Genomic DNA, 17,668 nt, shown 5'->3' with positions numbered 1-17,668 from the left:
ACCCGCCTGAGACCAGCAATCCTGTAACTTTTGAATTCCGTATGGGAGCGGGCTTGCTCGCGATGGCGGTGGGCAATTTGCAGCAGTGTTGGCTGTGCAGCCGCCTTCGCAAGCAAGCTCGCCCCCACAGTTAATCCTTGGTGCCGGCAGATTCCCGTATCGTTTGCCCGCACAAAGGCTGCTAGCATCGACGCCAAACTTGAACATTCGAACCGGCCCATCATTCAGGTAGCCCATGCTCGAGACACCAGCACTGCAAAGGAACGCGACGCTGCCTGCGCCCCTGGACACGCGCTATCAGGTCGAAACACCCGAAGGTATCGACCTGCCCTTGCGTCCGGCGGGGTTGATGTCCCGCGCAATCGCCTTCGCCATCGACCTGGCTATCCGCGGCCTGGTGCTGGGTGTGCTCTTTCTCGTGCTGGCGTTTTTCGGTGAACTGGGGGTCGGCCTTGGTTCCATCCTGCTGTTTGTCGTCAGCTGGTGGTACATGGTGCTGTTCGAAGTGCTGAACCAAGGGCGATCCCCCGGCAAACAGTTCATGAAGCTGCGGGTGGTGCAGGACGATGGCCGACCCATCGGCTGGTCGGCTTCGCTGATCCGCAACCTGTTGCGCTTTGTCGACATGCTGCCCTTCGGCTACACCTTCGGTGCGATCAGTTGCCTGCAACATCCAGCCTTCAAGCGCCTGGGCGACATCGCGGCGGGCACGCTGGTGGTGTATCTGGAACAGCCGATCAAACGTCCGGCATTGCCCATGGCCCAACCGCTCAGGGCGCCTTTCGCCCTGAGCCTGAACGAGCAACGCGCCGTACTGGGCTTTGCCGAACGGCGGGCAGACCTTTCCCCCGCGCGGGTCAACGAACTGGCAGCCATCCTGGCCGCGCCGCTGAACGTGCCGACGCCAAACGCTGCGGCCGAACTCGATGGCATCGCCCGCGGCCTGCTGGGGTCCGCATGAAACAAAGCCAATTCGAAAGCCGTTATCAAGGGGAATGGGAGCAGTTGTCGGGCCTGCTCGATCAACTGGAGCGCAGCCGCAACGTGGCCCAGAGCAGCGACTTTCCCGGCGCCTATCGGCGGCTGTGCCATCACTTGGCGTTGGCCCAGGCCCGGGGCTACAGCAGTTTGCTGGTGGATACCCTGCAACAATTGGCGCTGCGCGGTCATCAGCAACTCTACCGGGACCGCAGCCGGCCATCGGCCAGCGTCTCGACGTTCATCCTGGCCGGTTTTCCCCGGTTGGTCCGCGAACAGTGGCCGTTCGTATTGGCTGCCAGCCTGATCTTCCTGGGCAGCCTGCTCGGCATCGGGCTGCTGGTCTATCTGTTTCCAGAGCTGATCTACAGCGTCGTGAGCACCGATGAAGTCAACCAGATACGCAGCATGTACGACCCCACTTCCGGGCACCTGGGACGTTCGGTCGAGCGGGCTTCCAGCGAAGACTGGGTGATGTTCGGCTACTACATCATGCACAACATCGGCATTGCCTTTCAGACCTTCGCCAGCGGCCTGATGTTCGGGTTTGGAACCGTGTTCTTCCTGCTCTTCAACGGGCTGACCATCGGCGCGATAGCCGGGCACCTGACCCAGATCGGTTCCGGTGGGACATTCTGGTCGTTCGTGATCGGCCATGGCGCCTTCGAACTCACCGCCATCGCCCTGGCCGGTGCCGCCGGCCTGCAACTGGGCTGGGCCCTGATCGCTCCGGGACGCCTCAGCCGGGGTGAAGCCTTGCGGCTCGCCGCCGGCAAGAGCGTGCTGATGATCGCCGGCGTGATGCTGTTTTTGCTCACCGCCGCGTTCATCGAAGCGTACTGGTCCTCCAGTGCCGTGACGCCGGCGACCAAATACACAGTCGGCGCCCTGTTGTGGCTGCTGGTCATCAGCTATCTGTCGCTTGCCGGACGGGCCCGCCATGCGCCTGAGTGATGCCACGGTTGTCATTCGCCCGCGCACGAGCTGGGAAGCCATGGACCTCGGCGTGCTGATGAGCCAGCAGCATCGGCGCCTGCTGATGACCAGTTGGGCGATTGTCACGCTGCCGGTCTACGCATTGTTGGCCGTGTTGCTGTGGGATTCACCGTCCCTGGTCGTGATGCTGTTCTGGTGGTTGAAACCGGCCTTCGACCGCCTGCCGCTGTACATTTTGTCCAAGGCCCTGTTTGGCGAGACGCCCACGTTGTGGCAGGCCTTGCGCCAGTGGCCGGCGCTGCTCAAGCCCCAGTTACTGGCCAGCTTGACTTGGCGCCGGCTGAGCCTGAGCCGCAGCTTCCTGATGCCCGTGGTGCAACTCGAAGGGCTCGCCGGTGAGGCGCGGGAGCAGCGCTTGCGCGTGTTGCTGCAACGCAACGGCGGTGCCGCGCAATGGTTGACCATCATCGGCGCGCACCTGGAAACCGCCCTGTGGTTCGGCCTCATGGTGCTGTTCTATCTGTTCGTGCCGCAACAGGTCGAATTGGAATGGGATTGGCAGATGCTCGTTGCCGCAGCCGAGCACGACTGGCTGTGGTTCGAACACCTGATGAATTTCCTCTACCCACTGTTGCTGATCGTCTGGGAGCCGATCTACGTCGCCTGCGGCTTCAGCCTCTATCTGAACCGACGCACCATTCTCGAAGCCTGGGACATCGAGTTGGTGTTTCGGCGCCTGCGCCAGCGCCTGAGCGCTGTAGCACCCGTATTGTTGCTGCTGGCGCTGATACTGCTGCCGCCATCGCCAGCGGCGTGGGCCGGCGAAGATCCCATTGCACCCGACAGCCCGCGGCTACTCAACCAGCCGCTTACCAGCGAAGCCTCCCGGGACAGTATCAAGGCGATCCTCGACGCCCCGCCCTTCAAGAATCCGCAGACGGTCACCCGCTATCGCTTCGGCGAGGAAACCCCCAAAGAAACCGCCGAAGCGCCCGAGACCGACGCGAAACCGGGCTGGCTCAGGGGCTTGCTCAAATGGCTCGGCAGCCAACGCTTCGACTTGGCCGCCGCGCTGATCCAAGTGATGCTCTGGGCCTGCCTGGCCGGCGCCATCGCCTGGCTGGTCTGGCGTTATCGCGACCGGCTCAAGCAATTGGCGAATCGCCGGCCGACACAACGGTCAAGCGTGGAACGAGCGGCGCCCGCCCGGATGTTCGGCCTGGATATTCGCGAAGAGAGCCTGCCGGCCGACGTGGCGGCCAGCGTCGAGCAACTGTGGGCCAGCCAACCTCGCGAGGCGCTGGGCCTGCTGTACCGGGCGCTGCTCAGTCGCTTGCACCATGACTACAACATCGCGTTGAAACCGGCCGACACCGAAAGCCAGGTCCTGCAACGTGTCGAGCAGCTTCAACATGAGGACCTGCTGGCGTTCGGCAAAAGCCTGACCCTGCATTGGCAGAACATTGCCTATGGACACCGCGCACCACCGCCCCATCTGCAACACGAATTGTGCGACGGCTGGCGCGGCCTGTTCGGCCCGGGAGCGTCTCGATGAGCCGGCGCGCAGGGATGCTGACCGGAGCATTGCTGGCCGCGCTGGTGTGCGCCCTGGCTATCTTTCTCTACGCCAAGGCGGTGCCGTACCAGGAGATCGTCGAGCACGGCCCATCCCCCGAAGCCCAGGCCAATCCATACCTGGCCGCCGAGCATTTCCTGCGCCAGCAAGGCATCAACGTCGAGCATGCAAACAACCTGAGCGTGCTGCCCAACCTCGAGCCTCGCCAGCGCAGCCTGCTGCTGTTGGGTGAACGCACCCAAATGACGCCACGGGAAGTCGACCAGTTGATGAACTGGACCCGGGCCGGTGGGCGACTGCTCTTCGTGGCCGAGGCCTTGTGGGACGACAACACCGGCAGCAGCGGCGATTTGCTGCTCGACCGGGTGCACCTGCATCAACTCTTGAGCAAGGATCTCAAGGCGCAGGCACCCGAACTCATCAAGGACCGTTATCCGGAACTGACCAAGTTGTACCTGGAAGACGAAGAGGCACCGGCGTATGTCGGTTTCGACACGGCCTTCCATCTCGAAGACCCGCAGAACCTGGCCCAGGTCTGGGCGAACAGCGCATTGGCGACCCATATGATGCAACTGACCCTGGGCCTGGGCTCGATCACCGTGATCACCGACGCCGAGCTGTGGAAGAACGAGCACATCGACCAGTACGACAATGCCTGGCTGCTCTGGTACCTGAGCGCCGATACCGACGTCACGCTGCTGTTCAATACCGATCACGACAACCTGCTGACCTTGCTGCTGCGCTATTTTCCCCAGGCGCTGGTCGCGCTGCTGGCCTTGGCAGGCCTGTGGCTATGGCGCTCGGCGGTGCGGCATGGCCCGCTGCAGCAACCGGCGCCCAAGGCGCGGCGTCAACTGGAAGAACACTTGCAGGCCAGCGCCGCTTTCCATCGGCGGCACAACGGCCAGGAGCACCTGTTGCACGCCTTGCAACAAGACGTGCTGCGCCGCGCACGCCATCTGCACCCAGGCTTCGAACAACTGGTCGTCGCCGAACAATGGCAGGTGCTCGCCCGCCTGACCCGGCAACCCACCCGGGCCATCAGCCAGGCCTTGAGTCCCCGGCCGAAACAGCGCCTGTCCAGCGCCGAGTTCTGTCGCCAGGTCGCCCATTTGCAAACGATCAGGAATGCCTTATGAGTTTTCCGCAAAAAAATCCGCAAAAACGCTGCACATCATCTATCGTACGGTATCGCCATACCTAGCATTTACGGGAATTAAAGACCATTTAACTTTCCGAAAAAATTTCCGCAGATTTACCTAAAAAGTAGCCGTTTGTGTTCGCTGGAAACAAACCGATGATCACCTCGAAAACGTACCTTGACCCTGTACTGCCAGAGAATCTGCCCGACTCGATCATCCAGGCGGCGGACCAATTGCCGCGAAAGGCAGAGTTTCTTGCCGGACGGCTCGCTGATGAAACATCCAGGCAACTAGCGAGCCTGTTGCGCATCACCAATACCTACTACTCGAACCTGATCGAAGGGCATCGAACCGAGATCGCTGACCTCCAGGCTGCTCGCACGACGCCAAAACGGGAACGAAAAGAGCTCAAAGCGCTTGCGGTGCACCACATGACACAGCAGGAGGTGATGGAGCGGCTGCTTCGCATGCGTCCTGTGAACAGCTTCTCTGCCATGTTCGATCCCAAGTTGATCGCTAACCTGCATCGTCGGCTGTTCAAGGACGCTTCGACGCAAGAACTGACCCTGGGCGATGGTCGCTTGATGGAACCCGGCCGATTGCGGGCCGAAGAGAACGAACAGGTCCAGGTCGGCGCTCATATCGCCCCAGCGGCTGCGGCTGTATTGCCCATGCTTGAGCACTTGCAGTTGCACTATGGCCGAATCAAGGATCCGCGGCGCCAATTGATCGCAGCCCTGGCCGGCCACCATCGAGTGGCGCTCGTTCACCCGTTCCTGGATGGCAATGGCCGAGTGATTCGGATGCTCACCCACCTGCAACTTGTTCAACTGGGGCTAAAACCTTTCCTCTGGTCACTGTCGCGCGGCCTGGCTCGCAGGCAAGATGACTATTACCGCTTCCTGGCCTTGGCTGATCGCCCTCGTGAAGGTGACCATGACGGTCGCGGCCAACTCTCGCAGCGGCACTACTTCAACTTCATCGAGTTCATGCTCGATGTCTGCCATGACCAGATCGACTACATGACGACCGCGCTGAACCCGGCCAAGCTGCGCGAGCAGGTTGTCCATGTGTTTTCAACGGATCCTGGCCTTCGCGATGCTGGCATCCGGCCCACCAGCGCAGCGGCCGTGCTGGCGCTTCTCACCCAGGGGGCGATGCCGCGTGCGGAGTTCAAAGTGTTTACCGGCTTGAAGGATCGGCTTGCAACAGAGGAACTGAGCCGCTTGATCGACGCGGGGATCGTGGTCAGCAGCACCCCCAGGTCCCGCACGGTGGAAGCGGGTTTGCCCGCACGCTTCGCCGGATTGATCTTTGCGAACCTGCATTTTCAAATGGGCTAAGGTGTGCCAGGGACTCAGTTGTCACCACCCGGCACTCCAAGCATGAAAGAGTTGGATCATGTAACCGCAGCATGTCGCTAGTCATAGGATTGAACCGTTAGGAGAACGCCAGAATTGACGACTGAACAGAACGAACCTGCCGACGGCCAGACCCACGCCGCCCAACAGCGCCAGCGCGCCAGCCAACTGGCCCAGGCCATCCGCACCGAACTGCATAAGGCGGTGGTCGGCCAGGGCGCGGTGATCGACGACGTGCTGACGGCGCTGATCGCCGGCGGCCACGTCCTGCTCGAAGGCGTCCCGGGGCTGGGCAAGACCTTGCTGGTGCGGGCCCTGGCCCGTTGTTTCGCCGGGGAGTTCGCGCGCATCCAGTTCACCCCCGACCTGATGCCCAGCGATGTCACCGGTCACGCGGTATACGACTTGCAGACCGAGCAATTCAAGCTGCGCAAAGGGCCGGTGTTCACCAACCTGCTGCTGGCCGACGAGATCAACCGCGCCCCGGCCAAGACCCAGGCCGCGCTGCTCGAAGCCATGCAGGAGCGCCAGGTCACCCTGGAAGGCCGTGCCCTGCCCATCGCCCAGCCGTTCATGGTGCTCGCCACCCAGAACCCCATCGAACAGGAAGGCACCTACCCCCTGCCGGAAGCCGAGCTCGACCGTTTCATGCTCAAGGTGCGCATGGACTACCCCGACGCGGACCAGGAATTGAACATGGTGCGTCAGGTCAGCCGCTCGACCCGCGCCGACATGCTCGATGTGCAACCGTTGCGCACAGTGTTGCAGGCCAAGGATGTGCAGGCGCTGCAGCGCATTGCCAGCGATTTGCCGATGGACGACCAAGTGCTCGACTACGCCGTGCGCCTGGCCCGCACCACCCGCACCTGGCCGGGGCTGACCCTCGGCGCCGGGCCTCGCGCCTCGATTGCGCTGGTGCGCTGTGCCCGGGCAAGGGCGTTGTTGCGCGGCGGTGAATTCGTGGTGCCGGACGACATCAAGGGCTGTGCCCTGGCGGTGCTGCGCCATCGGGTAAGGCTGGCGCCGGAGCTGGACATCGAAGGGCTGTCGGTGGACCAGGTGCTCGGGCAGTTGCTCGACCAAGTGCCGGCGCCGCGGTTGTGAATGCCCACATCATGAGCCCGAGGGGGCCGGCCGTGGCAATTAAGCCGCATCAAGCAACACATTCCCCCGTGGCGAGGGAGCTTGCTCCCGCTGGGCTGCGAAGCGGCCCCCTGGTTTTGCCTGACACACCGCAAGGGGACGCTGCGCGTCCAGCGGGAGCAAGCTCCCTCGCCACGGGGAATCTCACAGCCGCAGATGCCCTTGCCGAGGCAGACGGCCTCTGCGAAGGAATTCAGCCATGAAACCCTCACGCCTGTTGCTGACCTGGCTCGCGGTCTTGCTGGCGGTGAGCATCGTGCTGGGCGCGCTGCGGGCACTGGGCGTGGCGCTGCCATCGGCGCTGCTGTCGATCAATTGGGGCCTGCTGCTGGCCTTGCTGGCCCTGGCGCTGCTCGACGCGGTGCGCCTCAAGCGCTTGCCCTCGCCGCGGGTGCAACGGCAAATGCCCGGGAGCCTGGCGCTCGGGCGTTGGAGCGAAGTGCGCCTGCACATCCAGCATGAATGCGCGCAACCCCTGGCCATCGAGATTTTCGACCATATCCCCCAAGGCCTGGACTTCGAAAACCTGCCCTTGTCGGTGGAGCTGCAACCCGGCCAACACAGCCAGGTCGGCTATCGCCTGCGCCCGCTCAAGCGCGGCCATTTCACCTTCGCTCACTGCGAAACCAGCCTGCCGAGCCCATTCGGTCTGTGGGCGGACAAACGCCTGCTGGATGTGGTCGACCACACCCGCGTCTACCCGGATTTCGCCCGGCTCTACGACGGCCAGCTATTGGCTGTGGATAACTGGCTCAGCCAGCTCGGCATCCGCCAACGTCAACGGCGCGGCCAGGGTCAGGAATTCCATCAACTGCGCGAATTTCGCGAAGGCGACAGCCTGCGCCAGATCGACTGGAAGGCCACCGCTCGCCACCGCACCCCGATCGCCCGGGAGTACGAAGACGAGCGCGACCAGCAGATCATTTTCATGCTCGACTGCGGCCGGCGCATGCGCAGCCAGGACGGCGAGCTGTCGCATTTCGACCACGCCCTCAATGCTTGCCTGTTGCTCAGCTACACCGCGCTGCGCCAGGGCGATGCCGTGGGCCTGAGCACCTTCGCCAGCGAGCAAACCCGCTACCTTGCGCCAGTCAAGGGCAGCGACCAGCTCAAGGTCTTGCTCAACGCCGTCTACGACCTGGACAGCAGCCAACGCCCCGCCGATTACCAGGCGGCCGTGACCCAACTGCTGGCCCGGCAAAAACGCCGGGCCCTGGTGGTGCTGGTGACCAACCTGCGCGACGAAGACGACGAGGAACTGCTGGCGGCCGTCAAACGACTCGGCCAGCAACATCGCGTGTTGATCGCCAGCCTGCGGGAGGAGGCACTCGACCGCTTGCGCCAGACGCCGGTGCAAACCTTGCCTGAAGCCTTGGCCTATTGCGGGACGGTGGACTACTTGAACGCCCGGGCCGAGCTGCACAAGCAATTGAGCGCCCACGCCATCCCGGCCCTGGATTCACGCCCGAGTGAATTGGGGGCGCAATTGGTGACGCAATATCTTGCATGGAAAAAGGCGGGGACCGCATAGGTCCTACGGCGAGCAAGCCAAACTCCGGCTGACTACAACGCCTTGCGTAACGGACTACAGATCCGCCAGAATCCGCCGGCTTGTGCGCCTTGGCCCTGCCCCGTAACTTGATTCGCATCGCTGATATCCAGCGATCGGGTTTAGTCGCCCGGTGGTAAGAACGGTATGCACAAGCGTCATCCAGTCGGGTTCCCCTATCCCCGCACTTGATGGTGGCTGTGCGCAGGGCGCCCTCGGGCGCGCCGGTCTTCGTTTTTCCACCGGTCGACTAACCTGCGTCCAGCCGCCACCCCTCGTTTAGTCGCGAACAGGGTGGCAGCGCCAATCATGGAAAAACGAATATGATCAAACCAACCCCCAATCCACCCCATACCGACCCGCTCTCCCCCCACGAAACCCTCGACCCCGAAAAGCTCGACCAAGCCGCCCAAAGAGCCCTGGATTATTACCTCAAGCCCAACAACGGCCAGCCCGAGCAGAAAACCGCCAAGCAAGTGGATTACTTCATCGTCGCCCCCGACGCCGATCCCGAAGGCATGCTCGCCCACACCTACGAAACCTTCTGCTCGGTGAGTACGTTGATCTTGGATTTATCGGAAGACCTGGAAGGCGCCCCGCGCAACCTGGCCCTGGCGATTCATCAGATGGGCGAGATGGGCGTGTTGTTGCTGGAGAAGATGCTGGATAACGAGGCGAAGGTTCAGCGCTGAAGATCGAACGCCCCATAGAAGTACAGGATGCATGGAGAACCTGTGGGAGCGGGCTTGCTCGCGAAAGCGGCGGTACATTCAGCGTCGATGCAAGCTGAACCTCCGCCTTCGCGAGCAAGCCCGCTCCCACAGTTGAAGTGAGGTATACCCACGAGAGTCAGGCCAGCTATCAGGCCGATTCCGGCAACGGATGAAAACTGAAATATTGCTGCAACGCGCTGATCAACTGCCCGTACTCAGGCGGTGCCCACTGCAGGCTGAAACCGGCGTCGAAATGCTGTGGCGTTACGTCTTCGCGGCACCACAGGCAATTGGCCCTGAGCACGATGTTCTGCTGCGGCCCTTCGTCGGCCGGGATTTTAAGTTGCAGATCAAAATCTGCCCCCACCATCAAGGGCAAATGGCTGATCAGCATCAAGCCATCTTCGGAAACGTTGCCCAGGAAACCGATAGGCCTACCGTTCACACCATTGAATACCTTGAGGAAATACGGCAACTGCTGCCGCTCGATTTTCCGTTTTTTGTACATGTCTTGCATCGCTTTTTGAACGAGCCCGAACAAGGGCAACCGAACACTTCGGAACGAGCACACATCAGCCCGCTCTCCCCGATCCCGGTGCCAGACGCTCATACGCGTCTCAGCCCTGTTGCCGCCGGTCACAGGTGCCTCTTAAATTTAGAGGTTAAGCTCTAATACGACTTGTACAATATAGCTCAAGGTTGGTGGGGAGCCAGTGCCGACACGAACCTTTCATCCAGCCCATGGAACAGGCGCAGCGGTACCCAGCCGCAATCTTAAAACCAGGTCAGGAAGCTGTCGGGCGGACCGCCGAGGCGCTGCGGGTCGGATAATGGCCCAGGCTCTGCAAGGTTTCGAGACGGGCGCGGGCGCGGAAGGCGTATTCGCTGTTAGGGTACTGCATGATGATGAACTGGTAGGTCTGCGCAGCATCGACAAACAGCTTCTGCCGCTCCAGGCATTGGCCACGCAGCATCGAGACTTCCGGCTGCATGTAGCGGCGGGCACGGCTGGCGCGGTCGACCTGGGACAGTTCGAGCATGACCTGCTCGCAATTGCCGCGGTCATAGGCCTTGTAGGCCAGGTTCATGTGGTGGTTCATCGACCAACGGGTGCAGCCCGTGATGCTCAGGGCCAGGGCAACAAAAAGCACGAATCGCATGGGGAGGTTCTCCTGTCTTGAGCCCTGTATCGGCCTGGGTGGGAAAATCTTCAGCCTGAAGCTGCAAGCGCCAATCCCGTGGCGAGGGAGCTTGCTCCCGCTGGGGCGCGCAGCGGCCCTGAAACCGGCCCCTCGGTGTATCAGGCAGCCCGCGTCCGACGTGTTTGGGGTCGCTTCGCAACCCAGCGGGAGCAAGCTCCCTCGCCACAACTACCTTTGGCAAGCTTTAAAGAGGCGTGAAAATTTTCAAGAATGTTCATTTCGAAAAACAAACGAAAAAGTAGTGCATATGAACAATGACTACACCCAAAGAGCATAGTAGCCTTCGCTGGCGCTTGAACTTGAGGAGTCTTGCATGTCCGTCCGTCGTACCAAAATCGTCGCTACCCTTGGCCCGGCCAGTAATTCGCCGGAAGTTCTCGAACAGCTGATTCTGGCTGGCCTGGACGTTGCCCGCCTGAACTTTTCCCACGGCACCCCCGAAGAGCACAAGGCTCGTGCCAAGCTGGTGCGCGACCTCGCCGCCAAGCACGGCCGCTTCGTTGCCCTGCTGGGTGACCTGCAAGGCCCCAAGATTCGTATCGCCAAATTCGCCAACAAGCGCATCGAGCTGAAGATCGGTGACAAATTCACCTTCTCCACCAGCCATCCGCTGACCGAAGGCAACCAGCAGGTGGTGGGTATCGACTACCCGGACCTGGTCAAGGATTGCGGCGTGGGTGACGAGCTGCTGCTCGACGACGGCCGCGTGGTGATGCGCGTCGACACCGCCACTGCCACCGAACTGAACTGCACCGTGACCATCGGCGGCCCACTGTCGGACCACAAAGGCATCAACCGTCGCGGCGGTGGCCTGACGGCACCGGCCCTGACTGAAAAAGACAAGGCCGACATCAAGCTAGCCGCGGAAATGGAAGTCGACTACCTGGCCGTGTCCTTCCCGCGCGACGCCGCTGACATGGAATACGCTCGTCAGCTGCGCGACGAAGCCGGCGGTACCGCTTGGCTGGTGGCCAAGATCGAACGCGCCGAAGCCGTGGCCGATGACGAAACTCTCGACGGCCTGATCAAGGCTTCCGACGCCGTGATGGTTGCCCGTGGCGACCTGGGCGTGGAAATCGGCGACGCCGAGCTGGTGGGCATCCAGAAGAAGATCATCCTGCACGCACGCCGCCACAACAAAGCGGTGATCGTGGCGACCCAGATGATGGAGTCGATGATCCAGAACCCGATGCCGACCCGCGCCGAAGTGTCCGACGTAGCCAACGCCGTGCTCGACTACACCGACGCCGTGATGCTCTCGGCCGAAAGCGCCGCCGGCCTCTACCCGCTCGAAGCGGTGCAGGCCATGGCGCGAATCTGCCTGGGCGCCGAGAAGCACCCCACCGGCAAGACCTCCAGCCACCGCATCGGCAAGACCTTCGAGCGCTGCGACGAGAGCATCGCGCTGGCGACCATGTACACCGCCAACCACTTCCCGGGCGTGAAGGCGATCATCGCCCTGACCGAAAGTGGCTACACGCCGCTGATCATGTCGCGCATCCGTTCCTCGGTGCCGATCTACGCGTTCTCCCCGCACCGCGAAACCCAGGCCCGTGCCGCCATGTTCCGTGGCGTCTACACCGTGCCGTTCGACCCGGCCGCCCTGCAACCGGGCGAAGTCAGCCAGGCGGCAGTGGACGAACTGGTCAAGCGCGGCGTGGTGCAAACCGGCGACTGGGTCATCCTGACCAAGGGCGACAGCTACCACACCATCGGCGGCACCAACGGGATGAAGATCCTGCACGTTGGCGACCCGATGGTCTGAGTGAGCGCTTGCTGAAAACAAAAGCCCCGCCATGTGAATGGCGGGGCTTTTTGGTTTTTGCCTTCTGAAGAATGTGCTGCCTGATCTACCGCCTTCGCGAGCAAGCTCGCTCCCACAGGGGATCTGCGTCGTTAACAAAAAGCGGTTCAACGCAAAACCAATGTGGGAGCGAGCTTGCCCGCGAAGGGGCCTGGCCAGGCGCTACAAATTCAATGCCTGTTGATAAACCCCGACAACGCCGCCAGCGCCTCGGGCGAGCGCAGGCGTTGGGTGAACAGCGTGCCCTCTTCTTCGATTACCTTGCGCAGGTGTTCCCGGTCCGGCGCTTTCATCAGTTGCTTGCTGATGCGCACCGCTTCAGGTGGCAATGACTCGAAACGCAGCGCAGCGTCCCGTGCCCGGGCGAATGCGGCATCGCCGCTGTCCAGCGCTTCGGTGGCGATGCCCCAAGCTGCCGCCTGCTCACCGCTGAAACCCTCGCCCAGCAGCAACAATTGCGCAGCCCTGGCCTGGCCGAGCAGGCGTGGCAGGATCAGGCTGGAGCCGAACTCCGGGCATAACCCCAGGTTGACGAACGGCACGCGCAGTCGCGCATCGCGGCTGACGTAGACCAAGTCGCAGTGCAGCAACAACGTGGTGCCGATGCCCACCGCCGGCCCGGCCACGGCGGCGATCACCGGTTTGCTGCAATCGAGCAACGCAAGCATGAAGTGGAACACCGGGTTGTCGAGGTCGTTGGGCGGCTGTTCGAGGAAGTCGACGATGTCGTTGCCGGCGGTGAAGCAATCGCTGGAACCGGTGAGCAGCACCGCGCGAATCTGCGGGTCCGCATCGGCCATCGCCAGGGCCTGCGCCAATTGACTGTACATGTCCCGAGTCAGGGCGTTTTTCTTGTGCGCGCGGTTCAAGCGCAGGGTCAGCAGGCCGCGTTCGCGTTCGAGCAACAGGGTTTCAGTCATGGTCGGTCTCGCGTCTGGAAATCAGCGCTCAACCACGGGGCAGGAAGACGTCGGCCAGCAGTTGATTGCGCGGCAAGCCGGCCAGGTACAAACGTTTGGCAAAGGCCTCGACCCGGTCGGGATGGCCGCAGAGTAAGGCTTGGGTTTGTCGGGAAACAAGCCGCAGTTGCGCCAACGCAGGCGGCGCCTCGGCCGTGGTCAGCAGCTCGACGGTGAGATTTTCATGCTTGGCCGCCAGCGCCTCCAGGGGTTTGGCCAGGTAATGCCCCGGCGCATCATGGGCCACATGAATAAGACGTATCGCGCCTTGGTGATGTTGACGCAGGGCTTCGCGCAGCAGACCGAACAGCGGCGCCAGGCCGGTGCCGGCGGCGAGCAGCCACAGCGGCTTCTCGCGCCAGTCAGGGTCGTAATGCAGGGCACCGCCGCGCAGTTCGCCAAGGCGGATCGGATCGCCAATCTTCAGCTGTCGAGCCACGTTGACGAATTGGCCGGGCTCGCGGCAATCGAGGTGAAATTCCAGGAAACGATCCTCCTCGGGCAGGCTCGCCAGGGAGTACGGCCGGGCGACACCGTCAGCCCACAACACCAAGTGTTGGCCGGCCCGATAACGCAGCGACCGCTGCGGGACGACGCGCAGGCGCAGCACCTCGGCGCCCAACCAATCCACAGCCGTCACCTCGGCGGCCTGGCCGTCGCGTTGCGGGTCGAAGGTGTGGATCTGCACATCCTCGACCACCTGGCATTGGCAAGCGAGCCGCCAGCCCTGGTCGCGCTGCGTCGGGCTCAAGGCGTCGGGCCGGCTGTCGCGCACGTCGCCGCCCACGCATTGCACCAGGCACGCATGGCAGCTACCCGCGCGGCAACTGTAGGGCACCGGCACACCGGACTGATTCAACGCGTCCAGCAGGTTACTGCCCGCCGCCACCGTCCATTGCCGACCGGCGACCGTGAGTTCAGGCATCGACATTCTCCCAGGCGGCGGCACAACGATTGCGCCCGTCTCGCTTGGCCCGGTACAGCGCCTGGTCGGCACGCTGCAAGGCGTTGTCGAGGTCGTCGCCCATCTCCAACATGGTCAACCCCGCTGACAGACTGAGGGGGCCGACCTGCAAGCCGATCAGTTCGACTTCGGTAAAGGCCAGCCGCAACCGCTCGCAGCAGGCCGTCAGGCGCGAAGGGTCACAGGCGGGCAGCAGCATGACGAACTCTTCGCCGCCATAACGCGCCAGTACGTCGCCTTCGCGCAGGCACGCCGTGGCGACGGCGGCAAACGCCTGGAGCACCTGGTCGCCGGCAGCGTGGCCGTACAGGTCGTTGATGCGCTTGAAATGGTCGAGGTCGATCAAGGCCAGGCCATGGGCGACGCCAGGCCTGAGGGTGTTGAGTTCGCGGGAAGCCAGGCGCAGGAAGTGTCGGCGATTGAACAGCCCGGTCAGCTCATCCGTGGCCACCAGGTCTTCGAGCTGGCGCATCATGCCGCGCAGGGTGTCCTGGTGTGCCTGCAAGGCAAACCGCCGCTGGCGCATGCGCTGGCGGGAGGTCTGGACGTAGCGGGCATAGAACACCAGCCATACCAGCACCATGAACAACACGCACACTTGCAACCCGGCCAGGGTGGGATCGGGAAGCCGGAAAAAGTAACCGTCCCAGAGCGTTATGCCGGTAAAGCTGAAAAACACCAGGGCCGCGCAACGCACGAAGGCCCGGCGCGAAAGATGAAACAGACCGAACAGCAGGATCAGCACATAGAACACCAGGAACACGCCCCGGGCCTGATCCAGGTGGGCCATCATCCAGGTCTGCCAGCCCAGGCCGATCAACACCTGGATTTCGGTGAGGCTGGGGTCGGCGAACCGCAGGTTGCGGTCAGTGATAAACAACGCGAACAGCCCCGCCTGGCACAACACCACCAACACGCTGCCGACGATCGCGCCGCGCAACGAATCCAGGTAATGACCACTGAAAAATGCCAGCCACAACAACACCAGTGCCAGCGCGTAAGTCGCGGCCGCCAAAGCGAAGCGTTTCAGCAAAAGACGTTGAATGGCGTTATGGGTCAATCGTTGACTCACCATGGGAAAAATAAACTGACAGGAGGCGTCCTACGCTACAGGCCAGACGCCACTTTAGTGGCGTGTAGGACAAATGACCATTCAATTCTGGAGCAGAAAAATGGCGTCAAAGCAATGGCCCGATTGACGCAGCGGCTGGCGCGCCTGATGCCCCTGTGGCGAGGGAGCTTGCTCCCGCTCGGTTGCGCAGCGACCGCAAAATCCTGGGGCCGCTTCGCAGCCCAGCGGGAGCAAGCTCCCTCGCCACAGGTTTCACTTCCCACCTCATCGATCCGTCGCTATCGCGAGCAAGCTCGCTCCCACAGGGTGCCAGCCTGCGATATACTGCCGCGCCTTTTTAGCGTCGCGCCAGCATGCCCGGCGTGCCTTATAGAGGTGCCGCCCGTCGACCGATGCACCCAAGCGGCCGGCACCTTATTGAATGTTCCCGTCTTTAGAGAGGAGCGCGACTCATGACCGTGATCAAGCAAGATGACCTGATTCAGAGCGTTGCCGACGCCCTGCAGTTCATTTCCTACTACCACCCCGTGGACTTCATCCAGGCGATGCACGAGGCCTACCTGCGCGAAGAATCGCCGGCAGCCCGCGATTCCATGGCGCAGATCCTGATCAATTCGCGCATGTGCGCCACCGGCCATCGGCCGATCTGCCAGGACACCGGCATCGTCACCGTGTTCGTGCGTGTGGGCATGGACGTGCGTTGGGATGGCGCGACCATGGGCCTGGACGACATGATCAACGAGGGCGTGCGTCGCGCCTACAACCTGCCGGAAAACGTCCTGCGCGCCTCGATCCTGGCCGACCCGGCCGGTGCGCGTAAAAACACCAAGGACAACACCCCGGCGGTCATCCACTACTCCATCGTCCCGGGCAACACCGTGGAAGTGGACGTGGCGGCCAAGGGCGGCGGTTCCGAGAACAAGTCGAAGATGGCCATGCTCAACCCGTCCGACTCCATCGTCGACTGGGTACTGAAAACCGTTCCGACCATGGGCGCCGGCTGGTGCCCACCGGGCATGCTCGGCATTGGCATCGGCGGCACCGCTGAGAAAGCCGCAGTGATGGCCAAGGAAGTGTTGATGGAGTCCATCGACATCCACGAACTCAAGGCTCGCGGCCCGCAGAACCGTATCGAAGAGATGCGCCTGGAGCTGTTCGAGAAGGTCAACCAACTGGGCATCGGCGCCCAGGGCCTGGGTGGCCTGACCACCGTGCTCGACGTGAAGATCATGGATTACCCGACCCACGCCGCCTCCCTGCCGGTGTGCATGATCCCCAACTGCGCCGCCACCCGCCACGCCCACTTCGTGCTCGACGGCACTGGCCCGGCGTCGCTGGAAGCGCCACCCTTGGACGCCTACCCGGAAATCGTCTGGGAAGCCGGCCCGTCGGCCCGTCGCGTCAACCTCGACACCCTGACCCCGGAAGACGTGCAGAGCTGGAAACCGGGCGAAACCGTGCTGCTCAACGGCAAGATGCTCACTGGTCGCGACGCGGCGCACAAGCGCATGGTCGAGATGCTGAACAAGGGTGAAACCTTGCCGGTGGACCTCAAGGGCCGCTTCATCTACTACGTCGGCCCAGTCGACCCGGTAGGCGACGAAGTCGTCGGCCCGGCCGGCCCGACCACCGCCACGCGGATGGACAAGTTCACCCGCCAGATCCTCGAGCAGACTGGCCTGTTGGGCATGATCGGCAAATCCGAGCGCGGCCCGACCGCCATCGAAGCGATCAAGGACAACAAGGCGGTCTACCTGATGGCCGTCGGCGGCGCCGCCTACCTGGTGGCCCAGGCGATCAAGAAATCCAAAGTCCTGGCGTTCGCCGAACTGGGGATGGAAGCGATCTACGAGTTCGAAGTCAAGGACATGCCAGTGACCGTAGCGGTCGATAGCAAAGGCGAGTCGGTGCACATCACCGGCCCAGCCATCTGGCAGAAGAAAATCAGCGACAGCCTGGCGGTAGAAGTGCAGTAACAAACACTTTGATGCTGTAGAAAGGCCGGTGGGGCAACAAGCTCACCGGTTTTTTTTTGTCGTCGAGAAACCCTGCGGGATGGGCGGTGGGCGAAGATTTTTGTTCGCGTGCGATCTGGTGTGGGAACGAGCTTGCTCGCGATGAGGCCAGGTCAGATAACCAGGATTTAATGCTGGGCAGGAAAACGCTTGTGGCGAGGGAGCTTGCTCCCGCTGGGTCGCGCAGCGGCCCCAAAACCAGACGCTGCGATGTGTCAGCCAAGTTGAGTCGGCTGCCTTGGGTCTGCTGCGCA

At 62.6% G+C, this 17,668-nt stretch carries 15 protein-coding genes; 10 read left to right on the top strand and 5 right to left on the bottom strand.

The genetic code is table 11. The features are described 5' to 3' along the window. The first annotated feature begins 235 nt into the window (after positions 1 to 235). The 8 genes from PFLQ2_RS22200 (at position 236) to PFLQ2_RS22235 (ending at position 9,377) form a co-directional block, all read left to right on the top strand. Positions 236 to 961 carry an RDD family protein gene (locus PFLQ2_RS22200; RefSeq protein WP_003178539.1) on the top strand — a complete coding sequence of 242 codons (726 nt, stop codon included), beginning with the start codon at positions 236 to 238 and terminating at the stop codon, positions 959 to 961. Continuing rightward, a complete protein-coding gene (locus PFLQ2_RS22205) occupies positions 958 to 1,932 on the top strand; it encodes a stage II sporulation protein M (protein ID WP_003178538.1) in 975 nt (324 codons plus the stop codon). Before PFLQ2_RS22200 ends, PFLQ2_RS22205 begins: the two co-directional genes overlap by 4 nt. After that, entirely contained in the window at positions 1,919 to 3,469 is a 1,551-nt protein-coding gene (locus tag PFLQ2_RS22210; RefSeq protein WP_003178536.1) for a DUF4129 domain-containing protein, read from the top strand. The genes PFLQ2_RS22205 and PFLQ2_RS22210 overlap by 14 nt, the downstream gene beginning before the upstream one ends. After that, positions 3,466 to 4,629, top strand: a complete 1,164-nt coding sequence (locus PFLQ2_RS22215; RefSeq protein ID WP_033045928.1) for a DUF4350 domain-containing protein — start codon at positions 3,466 to 3,468, stop codon at positions 4,627 to 4,629. The genes PFLQ2_RS22210 and PFLQ2_RS22215 overlap by 4 nt, the downstream gene beginning before the upstream one ends. A 158-nt stretch (positions 4,630 to 4,787) precedes the next feature. Continuing rightward, complete coding sequence (locus PFLQ2_RS22220) at positions 4,788 to 5,975, top strand: Fic family protein (RefSeq protein WP_003178532.1); 1,188 nt, start codon at positions 4,788 to 4,790, stop codon at positions 5,973 to 5,975. Positions 5,976 to 6,089: 114 nt separating this feature from the next. Next, positions 6,090 to 7,097 (top strand): AAA family ATPase, encoded by a 1,008-nt coding sequence (locus PFLQ2_RS22225; protein ID WP_003178530.1) that lies wholly within the window; start codon positions 6,090 to 6,092, stop codon positions 7,095 to 7,097. Between the two features lie 238 nt (positions 7,098 to 7,335). Then, a complete protein-coding gene (locus tag PFLQ2_RS22230) occupies positions 7,336 to 8,667 on the top strand; it encodes a DUF58 domain-containing protein (RefSeq protein WP_003178528.1) in 1,332 nt (443 codons plus the stop codon). Positions 8,668 to 9,008: 341 nt separating this feature from the next. Continuing rightward, the gene (locus PFLQ2_RS22235) at positions 9,009 to 9,377 is read left to right on the top strand and encodes a DUF6124 family protein (RefSeq protein ID WP_003178526.1); all 369 of its coding nucleotides are present in this window, start codon (positions 9,009 to 9,011) and stop codon (positions 9,375 to 9,377) included. A 169-nt stretch (positions 9,378 to 9,546) separates the two neighbouring features. Here PFLQ2_RS22235 and PFLQ2_RS22240 read toward each other — a convergent pair whose 3' ends face one another. Both PFLQ2_RS22240 and PFLQ2_RS22245 read right to left on the bottom strand, forming a co-directional pair. Beyond that, a complete protein-coding gene (locus PFLQ2_RS22240) occupies positions 9,547 to 9,906 on the bottom strand; it encodes a PilZ domain-containing protein (protein WP_003178524.1) in 360 nt (119 codons plus the stop codon). 277 nt (positions 9,907 to 10,183) lie between these two features. Then, complete coding sequence (locus PFLQ2_RS22245; protein WP_003178522.1) at positions 10,184 to 10,558, bottom strand: tetratricopeptide repeat protein; 375 nt, start codon at positions 10,556 to 10,558, stop codon at positions 10,184 to 10,186. A gap of 355 nt (positions 10,559 to 10,913) precedes the next feature. Between PFLQ2_RS22245 and pyk the strand changes: the two genes are divergently transcribed. Further along, on the top strand, positions 10,914 to 12,365 hold the full coding sequence (gene pyk, locus PFLQ2_RS22250; RefSeq protein ID WP_003178520.1) for a pyruvate kinase: 1,452 nt from the start codon (positions 10,914 to 10,916) through the stop codon (positions 12,363 to 12,365). A gap of 209 nt (positions 12,366 to 12,574) precedes the next feature. On the opposite strand, the gene PFLQ2_RS22255 is transcribed toward pyk, so the two are convergent. Genes PFLQ2_RS22255 through PFLQ2_RS22265 form a run of 3 tightly spaced genes read right to left on the bottom strand, consistent with a single transcriptional unit; the run spans position 12,575 to position 15,387 of the window. Beyond that, positions 12,575 to 13,324 (bottom strand): enoyl-CoA hydratase-related protein, encoded by a 750-nt coding sequence (locus PFLQ2_RS22255; RefSeq protein ID WP_003178517.1) that lies wholly within the window; start codon positions 13,322 to 13,324, stop codon positions 12,575 to 12,577. Positions 13,325 to 13,352: 28 nt separating this feature from the next. Next, a complete protein-coding gene (locus tag PFLQ2_RS22260; protein WP_003178516.1) occupies positions 13,353 to 14,288 on the bottom strand; it encodes an iron-sulfur-binding ferredoxin reductase in 936 nt (311 codons plus the stop codon). Continuing rightward, on the bottom strand, positions 14,281 to 15,387 hold the full coding sequence (locus PFLQ2_RS22265) for a GGDEF domain-containing protein (protein ID WP_003178513.1): 1,107 nt from the start codon (positions 15,385 to 15,387) through the stop codon (positions 14,281 to 14,283). Before PFLQ2_RS22265 ends, PFLQ2_RS22260 begins: the two co-directional genes overlap by 8 nt. A 464-nt stretch (positions 15,388 to 15,851) precedes the next feature. Between PFLQ2_RS22265 and PFLQ2_RS22270 the strand changes: the two genes are divergently transcribed. Continuing rightward, positions 15,852 to 17,375, top strand: coding sequence for a fumarate hydratase (locus PFLQ2_RS22270; protein ID WP_003178511.1), 1,524 nt, complete (start codon positions 15,852 to 15,854; stop codon positions 17,373 to 17,375). Positions 17,376 to 17,668 lie beyond the last annotated feature (293 nt).

Origin of the sequence: Pseudomonas fluorescens Q2-87, assembly GCF_000281895.1 — a bacterium.
Lineage (GTDB): Bacteria > Pseudomonadota > Gammaproteobacteria > Pseudomonadales > Pseudomonadaceae > Aquipseudomonas > Aquipseudomonas fluorescens_S.
Note: the sequence above shows the minus strand (reverse complement) of the source record. Positions and strands in the feature narration are given on the sequence as shown.